Genomic DNA, 12950 nt, shown 5'->3' on the forward strand with positions numbered 1-12950 from the left:
CGCCTTGCAGCGTTTCAGGAAGACGCTCCAGCGGGTGTTACCCCATTGCTTCTGGGCCGCCTCGGGGTCGTTCATCCACACCAGCAGGTCTCGCGTGGGGTTTGGCGCCAGCAGACTGTGCAGCCACTCGGCGTTGATCTGCCGCCCCTGGAGTTCATCGATCGAGCGGTCAAGCAGGACACCGGCCTGGAGTGTCTGAGCGAGTGCCTCCTGAGTGACCTTGTCCTGCGCGACGTCCAGGCCCAAGCCGCCTTTCCTGGAGGTCAGGAAGGCATTGAGCGTCCAGTCCCGGCCGTTCGCCTGGCTCCAGAACACCCCTCGATACTGAAGCTCCGCCAACGGCTGGAGTGCAAGTGGACAACTCTCGATGGCGCGCAGATCCGCGCGGCTGACGCCGGGCAGATAGAGAGTGTAGTGACTCTGGCTGGTGGCCACCTCCGGCACCAGTCCAGCAACAGCGCATTTCAGCCAGATCGCCGGCCCCTGGTGCATCTCGGGCTGATAATCCCCAAGGCTCGCCAGACCGGGAAGCGCCTGCCGCAACCGCGCTAGAACCGGACTCCATTGTCGGTCGGCATCGGTCCAGAGGATGGCGGCCGGATTAGCCTGAACGGCCTGGTTGATCTTGGCCGCGGCCGCTAGACTCTGTCGCAGCGCATCGAGCAGGGTGGTCATCGTGTGCTGTCCTGCTTGCGTAGACGGGCCGCTCGCCGTTCTGCGCGGGCGGCCAAGGCCAGAGCCGCCGAGGCGACCGCGACACAGTAGGCTGGCAGGCATCCTTCCTGGTTCGGATGCGTGATCTCCGTGGCCAGGCGTCGCGCGGCAGCGGCCGACAAGGGGCGACCTCTGGGGCGCAACGCGCCACGGATGACAGCCGCGCGGTCATTCACCAAGGCCGGGTGGTCCAGCCTCAGGACTCGAATCGTCTCGGCTCCCGCAGGGGTTCGGCCCGTGACACCGCCGTACTCATCGAACTCGAAATGCCGTTCGGCGCCGGGTGAGACTGGGGATACGAATGACCCGGCCGCCGGATCGAAATCACCCTTTGCTCGGGCGCCAAAATCACAGGCGACTTTGGAGCTGCTGGGCGGATAGCAGGCCACCATGTTGCGGTAATCGATGTCCTCTCCCGGTACCTTGCGTGCCTGCGGAAGCAGGTGCTCGATGTGACAGGCATCGGTTGTATCACGGCCCTGTGCCCGACACTCAGCGGCCGTCTTCAGACGCATCATGATGTAGGCACACAGATGGAATTGCTCCGCCAGCAGTGCCGCACGCACGGCCTCCCCCGGAAATCCACCGCGACCGTAGACGAGGTTCTCGGGGGTCTGCGCATTATCCGCCTTCCATTGAATCAGTGCCCGTGGCTCGGCGCCTTTGACGATGCTCCTCATGCCTCCTCGTCCTTCAGCCAAGCCAAACTGTCGATGGACGCCTGCGCGGCCAGCACCTCGGGAATGTCGCCAATCTTGGCACGCAACTGGTCCAGCGCGGCTTGCGCCTCGGTCAGCCGGTCGTCGTCGATGTGCCGATGGATGGTGTCGAGCTGTGCGGTCACCTCGGGGTTGCGCGCCAGGCCTTCCATCAGCTCTTCCAGCACCTCGTTTGTGGTCAGCCCGAATGACCTAGGAGGATGGCCTAATACCTGCGACCCACGCATCAGCCAAATCTCTTCCGGCGCGAGTTCACCCATCATCTGAGGCGAATGGGATGCCGTGACGAATTGAACCAATGGGAAGATCGTTTTCAACAAACTTGGCAAGCTGCGCTGCCAGGAAGGATGTAGATGGATATCCAGCTCATCGATCATGACAATCCCTGGTGTCTGTTCTAGTACATACCGGCCAAGCTGCGGATTCGCGAGTGCCATGCGTCTGGCGATATCCGCGACGAGTGCGACTAAACTGCGCTGCCCATCGCTCAGCGTATCGAAAGGCGTGGGATCGCGCTCTTGCCAATCGAACACGAGGCATCGTGACGTGATGTCGTAGCGCAGCCCACGCGAACCGGGCAAGACCTGTACCACGGCACGGTTGACCAGATCCAGCTCGCCCTCCGAGACGTCTCGATTAGCATGCGACGTGGATTGGGTCAAAGATTCCAGCCGCTCCAGCGTCTTCGCAATAACCCATGATTCGAGCGCTTTGACGTCCTGTGCCGCGTTCTCCCAATTCTGATAGGCGTTTCGTCTCGACTCCTTCTGACGGACTGCGCTTTCCGCCGAAATCTGACTCAGCCGCCATGACCGTTCAGGCGCGTAATACGCCGCGATCGGAAGCGCAGCTTTCTCGCCCTGAGAAATTGCTAGAGCGATATTCTCCAAGGCGGAAGAGATCGTTCTCTCATAATTATTCTGATCCCGACCAGGACCGGATTTCTCCACCCACCATGCGCGATGTTCCCCATCAATCAGGCCTGTTGCCTCCAACCGAACCGGATAACAAGCCTCATAGCGAACCTTGCCATCCACCGCATGTAGGATGATGCGTGCGTTTTCATCCTGCGCATGGATTCCGACACGATAGCCGGCATAGCCATTGAGGGGTTCGGCCAGACTCGCTGCAACGGCTCTCAACAGTGAAGATTTGCCAGAGCCGTTGACTCCAACAAACAGATTGAACCCCGGCGAGAAATCAAATTCCGCATCCTCGAAACAACGGAAGTTCTTAACGCTGAGACGATCGATTCTCATCGTTCACCCCGCCCCGCCAGCCTCTCGGCCAGCGTCAGATGGTGGTCGTTGATGCGCTCTCCATTGAACACGGGGAACCAGGGCGCGCTCTCGACATCCTTGCCGCGATCCTTCTTCCATTCGATGTTGAGCTTGGGCTTCTTGTTGTGGCGCAGCACCTCGGCGGTCATGAAGGGGCGGATGTTGAGACGCACGCCGTCGTTGAGGTCAGGATTCCAGCCGATGGGCTGCTCGGTCAGCGGCTTCCAGCGCACGAAGATGTCATAGGGCTTCTCGCCTTCGAGGATCAGCTCCAGGCGGTGCTTGAGGTTCTGGGCGGCGGCCAGGCGGGTCTCGGCGCCGTCGACGCCGTCGCGCACGCCGGTCTCCTGCTGGCGGATCCAGTCGCCCAGGTAGGTGTGGATGAGGCGCTCCAGGTGTTTGGCGTCGAGCTGGTGGACGTTGACCAGGGCGCCGAAGCCGTCCTTGAGCCCGTCCCAGACGTGCCAGATGAAGGGGCGGTGGTGGAAGCGCCGGGCGTGCTGCTCGAAGAAGCTGTCGCGCAGCCAGACTTCCAGGCCCTTGCCGGCGCAGCCGGCGTCGGCGAGCAGCTTGTCGAGGGTGCAGGGTTTCCAACCAGCGCCCGTTCGGGCTGAGCCTGTCGAAGCCTCATCCCAGGCGGCGATCAGCAGGTTGAGCAGGCGCTCGTGGGCGGGCTTCTCGCCACGGACCGAGGGGAGGCAGAGGATGCCGTCGTCATCGACGTGGTCGGACAGCGCATTGCAGCGGGTGATCCAGGCTCGGGCTTCGTCGGCGAGCTCCATCTCGGCGTCGGTCTCGGCGGGCCAGCGGTAGCCGAGCAGACGGGCGACGGCGACTTGCAGCGGGTCGGTCGCGGGCTGGGGGTGGCCATGGAAGAGCCACTGCGTCGGGTCGTCGGAATAGGGTTTGGGGAGGCCGTTGGGGTAGCGTTCGGCGGCGACCTGTTGCCAGTGGCCATAGTCAAATGGAATCTTCAGCGGTGTGCTCGGGGGCGGCTTCAAACCCTGGTCAATTCGTCGCATCTCCTCTGCAAAACAGCTAGAGCAAAGGTAGCACCAAATCGACGCCAGATCCGTTCCTGAATTTGGAAAAACGACAGCACAAGTATCATCTGTCTTATCACCATAAGATCGTGTGACATACAAACGCCCAACTAGACATACTAATACGCCACGCTTTCCCCAATGCTCTTGGCCGCGTAGGGTCGCCCCTTCGAATCCAGCTAATTCACCATGCCCTCTTTGCCAATACAAGACTCGATGCCTACCCCCAAAATCTTGCGTTTCTTCAACTGTACCTTGCCAATAATCCCAATCTTGCGATAGGTGGACTTCCCAGAAGCATCTTCCAAATCGGTTTAGGTCTCCAGTTGTTATTCCCTGCTGAGAAGAGGCGAAGCTGCCAAGAAGCAGGAATTCACTCTGCTCATGGAGCTGAATGCGAAAGTCTGGGTTCTTAAGTTGATCTTGTTGGCTGACCAACACCACCTGAGCCTTACCGCGCAGCAACTCCGCCTTTTCCTCGGTTGATCTCGGCGCGCTGGCATCCACTCCTCGCAGTTCAAACCCCTCAGCCGCTGGTGCGTTGGTTTGAGTCAGCAAGATGACGTTGAAGGCCCACCAGTCCATGATCTCGAAAGCGGCCATGCCCAACCGCCCCAATAGATTCCAACTCACCCGCTTGAGCAGACTCTCGCGCTGCTTCCGGTAGCTGGTCAGGAACAGCCAGTTCTGCGGCATGACGATCTGGACGACGCCTGTAGACGCGCAATCCTGGCGCGTTCTGACGCGGCTGGAAGCCGCGTCTACGACGCAGAGTTCGAGGCAGCGTTCCAGAAACACATTGGCCAGATCGTTCTTGGCCTCGGGATAGTGCTTGGCGCAGTAGGTCTTCAGCGCGTCGCCCTGCTTGCCGCGCGCCAGATAAGGCACATTGGTGATCACCAGGTGATAGCGCGCCTCCAGAAGCTGGGCAGCCTCCAGCAAGCCCTGGGCGCTGACGGCGACATCCCAGATGGAATCGGTCTCGTCCCAGAGGCTGTATTGCTGCTCGGTGTGCAGCGCCCGCCGCAAGAGCCCTTTCAGCAGTTCGTAATCGGGCGCGAACAGATCGCCTTCGTGTTCCCGGCCTGGGTCGAGCAGACTGCCAAGCAGCGGCGCTTGCCGAAAGGTGTCGTGGAGCCGTCGCAAACCCTCCCGCACATGTTCCGCATGGGGCGCGTCGTCCGGCACCAGCGCCTCCCAATCCTGGGCGCTCGCCGCCACTTTGAGACCGCAGCAGGCAATCTTGGGCGCCGGCATCTCGGGCCGCACGCCAAGCGGATCGCCGTTCGCGTTCGGAAAGCGCCACGCCGCCAGCGCCAGCGTAAAGACCGCGATCTCCACGCACCGGGCATCCAGCTCCAGTCCGTGCAGGTTGTTGCGCAGCACGGCATCCACAGCGTCACCCGCGCTCAGCCCCTCGGCGGCCATGCGCATAGGTACCAGCATCAGGAAGGCGGCAACCAGAAAATGACCCGATCCGCAGCAGGGGTCCAGCAGCTTGAAGTCGGCCAGGGCGTCCGGCCAGCCCTCGAACCGGCCGGCGGCGGGCGTACCGTCGTCCAACCGGCGCAGGTAGGTCAGCGGTACCGGGCAAGGCTGGTCCGGATGGCGCGTCACCCACCAGGCGCCGAGCGAGTTGTGGAGCAGGAAGTCCACCATGTAAGGCTCGGTGAAGAGCTGGGTGACGGCGGGCAGCTCGTCGGCGCCGATCTTGACCTCGGAGGCGTTGACCTCATCCTTGCGCTTGGCCTGCCAGAACTGATAGACCCAGCCCAGACTGTCGCTGGCCTGGAAGACATCAAAGGGCAGGTTGGCGAGCAGCCGCTCCAACTCACGCTGGTGCTCGGGTGCAAAGACCAGCTCGAACACGGGGCTTTGCGGCTTGAACACTTGCGGCAGCATGCGCGCGGCCAGCTTGCCGGCCAGCTCCCACTGGCTCTTGGCGCCCATGGCCAGGTCCGGGTGGTTGTCCACCAGGTCGCGGCAATCGTCGAGCGAGACCGGCGCGCCCGGCTCCCACATCAGCAGCCCGTTTTCGGCCAGGAAGCGGGCGAACAGCATGCGGTGCCAGTGCTCGTAGGTGACTTCCCAGATCAGGTGCTGCACGCCCTGGGTGTCGTTCCGTGCCTTGAGGTCGCCCAGCGCGCGACCGTGGGCGCGCAGTCGGCGGCGCAGCGCCTTGTGCGCGTCGGTCAGATAGTCCGGGGCCTTGGCCTCGCCGACCGCCAGTTGGTCCAGGGTAGCGCGAGCGGCCTGCTCGGCCACCTCGCGGGCGGTCTTGACGGTGTTTTCGAGCTGGGAGCGAAAGTTCTTTTGCAGTGCGACCATGAATGTACTAACCGACTCGGATAATGACTAAGGCTTTGCTCTGAAACAGTTCGAATAGGCTCCAAAAAAATTCAAAACTGCCGTCCATCCTTGAAAGAAGGTTGCCTTCTCTTTCTCCAGCAATGGGGTCACGAGTCAATGCTTGGTCAGGAAGCACAAGATCGACAGTGACCGGCTTCGAATGAAAAACAGCACGACCTGCAGCAAGGGGAGAGATCGGCGCTTCAGCAGGGGTCACCTGGACATAATGGCATCCATCTTTTCGAGGCGTTCCGGTCCTTGTCAACGGTTCATCGACATTTTTCAGGAGTGTAATGTCGCAGAGCCAAGTATTGCCGACGACATCTTGATGGGTTGCTAGATCCTGTGTCGTCCCGATTAATGGGAAGGCGTAAAAAACATGACCGAGCGGAAGTTGAAGACGCAGAAGACTCTGAAGTTGATCATGGGGAATTTTGAATTGCCTGGCTTTGGATTTCTTCAGGATATTTGCTGATGCCTTCATTTGTACAATGAACATATCCTGGCCAACCCTGGTCGCAATGTCGAATCCGGCCTCGGCTTCCTGCTTTTGCGTGAGTCCAAACCACAGTAAATTCCCGCCAATCCGATGATTAAGTTGGCTGGCAAAGTTCAGCTCCAGGGTCTTCTCGGAAATCTTCTTCCTATCCCAAGGCATGACTTTCATAGCGCCACCGGTCCATTCTTGAGCTTCTGGATCAGCAAGTCCTCGACCTCCGCTAGCCAGACCTTCAGTTCCGTCTCATCGTTGAGCGTGCGCCGTGGAATGGTGACATGGACGACATTGGGCTTGAGCAACTGCACCGCAGCATAGCGGGCGGCCTCGAAACGGCTCGGCAGTGCCTGGGTTTTGGCCACCCAGTGATCGAGATCGCAGTCGTCCAGCGCGTCCTGGAGTTGCTCGGGTGTTCCGAGCGGGATGTCGCCAAGCGGAGTCAGGTGATATTTTTCGCTCAATTCCGCCTGCTGGGTGTCACTGAGGCGGTCCCAATCGGCATCGCCCTCCAGCAGAATCTGCTGTTCCTGGAAGGCCGTTCGGTAGGCATCCAGCTTCGCGGTGAGCGCCTGGCGCAGCAGATCGACCACCTGGTCGAGCAGGGGTCGCACGGGATCCGGGTCGGCGAGCAGACAGCGTTGGGCGGCGATGGCGTCCGCTTCGACCTTAAACGCGGCGCAGGGTCCCAGGGTCGCGGCGTGGTGTAGCAACTCGCCGAGCTGGGTCCAGTTGGGCAGGCGCTTGGACATCTCCTCGGCCGTCCTGGTCCACTGCTTCGATAGACCAACGAGCTCATCGAACCGCGTGTAGATCTCCAGCAACTGGGCGTTGCCGGACGGCCCTTCCAGGGTCTCGATCAGCGTCGGCTTGGGCACCTCCGGGGCGGGTGCGGGGCCACCGGCCTTGGCGGCATGTTCACGGAGCCTGGCGAGCAGCAGGGGCACCTTCGCCAGTTCCTCCTTGGGCTGGCAGGACACCCCGACAGTACTGAAGAGCTGGCGAATCTTGATGAGCTGAGGCGGCGTGATGGTGATGGATTCGCGCTGGAAACTGGCCTGGGTGAGCTTGTTGCGATCCAGACTCTTGGCGTCCACCGCCTTGGCGCTGACATCGTGGGCCTTGAGATGGCCGGCGGCGAGCAGGGCGTAGAGCGCGCCGTCGATGGCGTCACGCGGCCAGCCGAACGGCGGGGCCTCGAACTGATCGCGGATCTCGGCGCCCTTCTTGCCGGGGCCGATGTAGGCCAGCAGCTTCTGGCAGACGGGGTGCTGGTCGGCTTCCCGGGTGTGACCCACCGCCTTCAATGCCTCCAGGCTGCCCTTACGAGCCTCGTCGAGCACCTTGCTCCAGTGGCCATGATCGGCCGTATCGAACTGGCTGAACAGGCGGATGGCCGAGGCATTGGCCGCGCGGTTGAGGCACTCGGCCAGGTCGTGGCCGTCGGTGGCCTCCTGGCCGCCGGCCTGGAAGACCCGCACGCCGGCCAACAGCTTGTCCAATAAATCGCCCAGGTCTTTCTCGGCGGTGCGCTGGCGACTCTCCATGGAGCGCTGGGCGTCACGGCCTTCTTCGGTGGCGGGGCTGCCCTTGCGTTGCAGGGTGGAACGCGCCGCTTCCAGGGCGACGATGGCGTTGCTCAGATCGGTCTTGTGCTGCGCGGGCAGGAAGGCGAACAGGGTGGGGTTGTCGGCGCTTTTGGCCCTGGCCTCGGCGATCACGGATTTCTCTTCGGTCTGCCAGCCGTCCTGGATCCACAGGTAGAGGGTTCGGTCGTGGTCCTTGGGCAGGGTGTCGTCGTCGGTTGGGGTGAGCTTGCGTTCGACGTGGTCCTGCCCCTGGACGACACGCACCGTCTTGAGCACCTCGGCGAAACGGGCCTTGAGCAAGTCGGCGCGCTTCTGCTCGACGCGCTGGGGCGCCGCCTTCAGCTCGGCCTCCTGGGCGCGGAACTCGTCGTACCAGGCGCTCGACTCGCGGGTCTGCAACCGGTACTCGGTGCCGCTGCCGCCAGCCAGGGCCATGACCAGACGGTCCTGGTTCTGCAACTCGTCTAGCAATAAAGGCAGCCGGTGACGCAGCTCGGCGGAGCCGGCCGCGAGGTCAGTGACCAGCAAGTCCGCCAGGGCCTCCTCGGTCGCCTTGAGGCCGATGTCCAGCACGGTATCCGCGGGGAGCTTGTTGATGAGATAGATGAGCTTGAGCACCCTGGCCTTGAGCGGGGCATCGGCCTCCCCGGCGGCGAACCGCTGGACATTCTCGAAGACCTCCTTGGGTAATTGCGCCGTGGAGACCAGGTTGGCGGCGATCTGGTCGTACAGGAAGTCGCCCGCGACGACGTGACCCAGGGGCGCGTCCGCCGTGGCGAGCACGGCCTCGTGCACGACCCGCAACTGGCTGCGCAGTTGCGACACGGTGCCCGTGGTGTCGATGGTCCGCAGCACCCGTTCCCAGAAGCGGCGGCGCACCGGCAGCAGCGGGTAATCGGCGGTCATGATGGCTTCGTCGTCCGCGACATGCTCCAGCTTGGTGCCGCGCAGGTGACGGGAGATCTCGCCCAGATTCGCCTGCCAGATGCGTTCGACCTCGGGTTGGGCCGTCGGCTTCTTGGCCAGGATGATCTGGCGGGTAACGTTCTCGACGTCCCAGTCGCCGAGCATGATGGGCACTGGAAAGCGCCCCATCAGGCGCTGCAGGTTCGGCATGCCCGACAACGCGGACTGGCCAGTGCCGACGAACAGCAGCTTGCCCTTGAAGTGCTTGCACAGGGTTTCGGTCAACTCCTGTACCTGGAAAGCGCGCTCGGCGTCGTTGCCGATGTACTGCTGCACCTCGTCCAGCACGATCAGGGTGAGCGGGAACTGACCATCGCGCGCGAGCGCGGTGTCGATCGCCGTGGTCATCTGTTCGCTGGTCACATCGGTGACCTGGGGAAATTGCTCCTTGAGCAACTTGCGGGCGTCCTGTTCGGTGTGCGCCAGGTCGGGCCGGGCCATGAGCAGCGCCCTGGCCAGATGGCTGGAGACATAGAGATGCGGCAGTTCCTGGGCGAGTGAGCGGCCAGTCTGCCGCAGCGCGGCTTCCACCTGAGGCAGAATGCCTTCCCGCCGCATCCACAGGACGAACTGGGCCTGGTTGTACTGCTCGGGCAATCCTCTGGACTTGAACACGATGCCCAGCAAGGCCAGACGCACCTTGTCGCCCGCGCCCGCCCCCAGCTTCCCGGCGGCGGCATGCAGACCGCCGTGGCGCTTGCCCTGGATGGAGAGTTCCTTGAGGTGGTCGACGATGGCGCTGGGCAGTTTGGCGATGCTGCGCGCGGTCGCACCGTCGGCAAAGCCATCGTCCGTCCAGAGGGTCCGCAGCATCTTGGCCAGGTGCGACTTGCCGCAACCGAAGAATCCGGAGATCCAGACCCCCGGTTGCTCGGTCCTGGAATCGAGGTTCAGCAGGAACTTGTCGAGGATGGTTTCCAGGCCATTTTCGTACTGGCCATCGCAGACGAAGGTCTCAAGCTCATAGCGCAGAACGGCCTGGGCGGCGTCGGAGTGGTCTTCGGAGACCTCGGCGACACCGTTGTTGACGAGGCGGTTCTCCTTCGGCGGAGTGGTGTAGATGTCCCTGTTCAGCATGCTGAATTCCTGAGTTGAGTCTGGATGGGGCGGTGTCAGTCCCTGGCCACCAGGGGCACGGCCAGGTAGTTCCAGCCATCGCGCGCATCGAGTAAGCGGTAACTGTGGTGTTCGGGGTGATGTTCGCCGGGGAAGAAGACGAGCAGTCGGCCGGGGATTGCGTCCTTGATGCCTTCCACAAGCGAGGAAACCCGTGCCACGCCGAACAATGCGCCGACGCCGAGCAGCGCGACCAGGGTGTCGGGGCCGGCATCGGTGGCCAGGCGCGCCTTGAGGGTCTGGATGAGGTCGGTCGCGAACTCGGTCAGCTCCCCCGTGTGATAGCCCGCGAGGTCGTCGGGGCACTCGAAATAGGCATCGCGATATTCCTGCGCGACCATCCAGTCCGGAAAGGCATTGGTGACATCGATCAACAGCCATTGTTTGCCGGCCTGTTGCGTGGCCAGGGCAAATTCTTCCACGTTGGTTCGAAGGCGCAGCTCGTCGGTCTTGTCGTAGACCGCGAAGATCACCCGCTGGATGGCGGCCAGACCCGCCTGCCAGGGCACCGTGAGATGCTGACGGTAGGCCGCCAGCAGTTTGCTAACCCTAGATGACACCCGCCACCTCCTGACGTCGGCGTTCCTCGTCTGCGGTGAGGTAGTTCGGGAAGCGGACCTCCTTGACCCCGCCGGCATCCATGAACACGAGATAGCCGCGCCGAGCGGCGACTCCCGTTAATGTCTCCAATTCGTCCAGGGCGCCTCCGAGCAACTGCATCCAGGATGATGAAAAGAGACGCTGCCCGGTTTGGCCTTCAAGATAACCGAGGAAGAGACAGAGCGTGACGTTCTCGGGACGAACCATGGGCGCCGTGCGGAGCTTGCGGACACGGCCGCTCAAGAAGCCCGCCGCCGTCCAGGTGCCCGAGGCGTTTTGGGCAAACGACTTGAGCGAGGCCGCACTGAAACGGTCCGGGTCGCCTTGAGCCAGGCAGTGTTCGACCTCCTCGCGAGGAAGCACGGTGCCGAGTTGTTTTTTCAGAACGAGGGGCCGGGTCAGCCGCAGTAGCGGATCGCGCGCCAGGGCGACGACCAAGGCCAAGAGCGGTTGGGCGACGGCATCCAGGGGCCAGAGACGCCGCAGCGCACGGAAAAGCGGATTACCGGGATCCAAACCATATAGCGTCGTCAAATGCCGCCGGGCCAACTCGCGCGTTTTCTTGGTTGGCTTGCCGAGCAGGTTCCGGTTGACGATCGCGTCGTCGTAGTCAGCCCGCAATGCCTCATCGGGAACCTGCGCCAGCAGTGCCCGCAAGTCATCGAGCATCATCGTCCGTGCTGCATGGGGGCCATTGCGGCCAAAACGAAAGCCCAAGGTGCCCAGGAGTGATTCTTCGTTGGTCAAGCGGTGCTCACATCAAAACGGATAGTGGATCATCGTCCTGACGGAATGGATGAATGATCAATGGCCTCGTCGGCGTGTTCAGTCACGCCCGGTAGGCTGTCGCCTGTCGAGTGACCCAGATCGTGTCGCACCATACCCCAAAAACCGTGACTGGCCAATGGATCGGGGCTGACGCTCGCAGCACGAAGAATACTTGATCTGGGGCAGAGAGGCTTCACTGAGTAGGATTGCATCGGCATCAGAGAGGTCGCCATGATTGCCCTGCTTGGCTACGTGGCGGCGGGACCGTCTCTCGCCATTGCCGACATCAAGACCGGCATTGTCGAAAAAGATTCGGACCGGCTCGCGGCCAAGGTCGATTTTCCGACGTTGCGGCAGAATCTGAAGGCTCAGATCAACGCGCGCCTGATGCACAACACGACCGGGGAATTGAAGGACAATCCCCTGGGCGCACTGGCGGCGGGCTTGGCGACCACGATGGTCGATGGCATCGTCGATGCCTTCGTGACGCCGGCGGGACTGGCGCACGTCATGGAAGGGGATCGACCGTCCGAATCCCTCGTCAAGCAAACCGTGACAGCGGACACCGGACCGCCACCCAAGGAAGCGGACTTATTGCAGAATGCGCGCTATTCCTATGACTCGTTCAGTCAGTTCTCCGTCTGGGTGCCCGACGACGAAGGCAAGGAAACTCGATTCGTGTTAAGGCGTGACGGGTTGTCATGGCGGATCGTGAATCTCGTGCTTGCCCATTGACGAACCGTCCTGACGCTTGCAGAGAGCCGTTAAACCATGACCGAACCGAACCCCGACCCGCCAGCCGCATCCACGTCTGCGCTCGATCTGTCCGTGCGCTACCCGGCTTGTTTCGATCTGAGCAATCCGCGCCCGCTCAAGCGCGACATTCAACGCGACCTCTGGCGGGCACTGAATGAATGGGATGACCTGCTGCGTCTGTCGCCGGGCACGGAGCGTCAAACCGCGCGGGATCGCCTGCGCCAAGCCCTCGACCGTGCCCTCTTCGCCTGGCTGAACCAGCCGGCCTATCTGCAAAACCTACTGAAGGACGCCGCACGGATCGATCTTGCCGGTCAACCGTCGGGCACGGTCAGTGCCGCTGAGGCCAAGGTCGCCCGCCGTCTGCTCGCGCATCCGCTGGATCTGATCGCGGCGTCTCCCGCCGCCTTCGATCCCGGTCAACCGCGCCCGCTCAAGATCGGCATCCATCGCGATCTGATCGCCGCCGGACATCCGTCGCTCGCCGTGCGCTTGGCGCTGCAACGCTACACCGCCTTGGGGCAGTATCGGCGGACATTGGTCGCCGGAACGCCGCG

Annotated in this window: 9 protein-coding genes and 1 pseudogene; 2 read left to right on the forward strand and 8 right to left on the reverse strand. The window is 62.5% G+C overall.

What is annotated here, in order from left to right; translation table 11 throughout:
* The 8 genes and pseudogenes from QZY07_RS12635 to QZY07_RS12670 form a co-directional block, all read right to left on the reverse strand.
* A pseudogene (locus tag QZY07_RS12635) lies at positions 1-675 on the reverse strand (BREX-1 system phosphatase PglZ type B); the annotation flags it as partial.
* Positions 672-1394, reverse strand: coding sequence for a hypothetical protein (locus QZY07_RS12640; protein WP_295403114.1), 723 nt, complete (start codon positions 1392-1394; stop codon positions 672-674). The pseudogene QZY07_RS12635 and the gene QZY07_RS12640, both read right to left, overlap by 4 nt.
* Positions 1391-2692 carry an AAA family ATPase gene (locus tag QZY07_RS12645; RefSeq protein ID WP_295403117.1) on the reverse strand — a complete coding sequence of 434 codons (1302 nt, stop codon included), beginning with the start codon at positions 2690-2692 and terminating at the stop codon, positions 1391-1393. The genes QZY07_RS12640 and QZY07_RS12645 overlap by 4 nt, the downstream gene beginning before the upstream one ends.
* Positions 2689-6084, reverse strand: coding sequence for a DNA methyltransferase (locus QZY07_RS12650; protein WP_295403120.1), 3396 nt, complete (start codon positions 6082-6084; stop codon positions 2689-2691). Before QZY07_RS12650 ends, QZY07_RS12645 begins: the two co-directional genes overlap by 4 nt.
* A gap of 7 nt (positions 6085-6091) precedes the next feature.
* On the reverse strand, positions 6092-6772 hold the full coding sequence (locus QZY07_RS12655; protein WP_295403123.1) for a hypothetical protein: 681 nt from the start codon (positions 6770-6772) through the stop codon (positions 6092-6094).
* Positions 6769-10230, reverse strand: coding sequence for a BREX system P-loop protein BrxC (gene brxC / locus QZY07_RS12660; protein WP_295403125.1), 3462 nt, complete (start codon positions 10228-10230; stop codon positions 6769-6771). The genes QZY07_RS12655 and brxC overlap by 4 nt, the downstream gene beginning before the upstream one ends.
* A gap of 35 nt (positions 10231-10265) precedes the next feature.
* Positions 10266-10829: a DUF1788 domain-containing protein gene (locus QZY07_RS12665; RefSeq protein WP_295403128.1), complete on the reverse strand. Its 564-nt coding sequence runs from the start codon at positions 10827-10829 to the stop codon at positions 10266-10268.
* Complete coding sequence (locus QZY07_RS12670; protein WP_295403130.1) at positions 10819-11616, reverse strand: hypothetical protein; 798 nt, start codon at positions 11614-11616, stop codon at positions 10819-10821. The genes QZY07_RS12665 and QZY07_RS12670 overlap by 11 nt, the downstream gene beginning before the upstream one ends.
* A gap of 252 nt (positions 11617-11868) precedes the next feature.
* Between QZY07_RS12670 and QZY07_RS12675 the strand changes: the two genes are divergently transcribed.
* Positions 11869-12372, forward strand: a complete 504-nt coding sequence (locus tag QZY07_RS12675) for a DUF2939 domain-containing protein (protein ID WP_295403132.1) — start codon at positions 11869-11871, stop codon at positions 12370-12372.
* Positions 12373-12408: 36 nt separating this feature from the next.
* Positions 12409-12950, forward strand: a 542-nt coding sequence (locus QZY07_RS12680) for a ProQ/FINO family protein (RefSeq protein WP_295403135.1), incomplete at its 3' end; no start/stop codon positions are given.

Origin of the sequence: uncultured Thiocystis sp. (assembly GCF_903866365.1) — a bacterium.
In the GTDB taxonomy this organism is placed as follows: domain Bacteria; phylum Pseudomonadota; class Gammaproteobacteria; order Chromatiales; family Chromatiaceae; genus Chromatium.

What these genes read in the sequence shown, in the direction of transcription:
- QZY07_RS12655 (WP_295403123.1), bottom strand. Translation starts at nt 6,772, where the DNA reads ATGAAAGTCATGCCTTGGGATAGGAAGAAGATTTCCGAGAAGACCCTG.
- QZY07_RS12645 (WP_295403117.1), bottom strand. Translation starts at nt 2,692, where the DNA reads ATGAGAATCGATCGTCTCAGCGTTAAGAACTTCCGTTGTTTCGAGGAT.
- QZY07_RS12650 (WP_295403120.1), bottom strand. Translation starts at nt 6,084, where the DNA reads ATGGTCGCACTGCAAAAGAACTTTCGCTCCCAGCTCGAAAACACCGTC.
- brxC (WP_295403125.1), bottom strand. Translation starts at nt 10,230, where the DNA reads ATGCTGAACAGGGACATCTACACCACTCCGCCGAAGGAGAACCGCCTC.
- QZY07_RS12675 (WP_295403132.1), top strand. Translation starts at nt 11,869, where the DNA reads ATGATTGCCCTGCTTGGCTACGTGGCGGCGGGACCGTCTCTCGCCATT.
- QZY07_RS12640 (WP_295403114.1), bottom strand. Translation starts at nt 1,394, where the DNA reads ATGAGGAGCATCGTCAAAGGCGCCGAGCCACGGGCACTGATTCAATGG.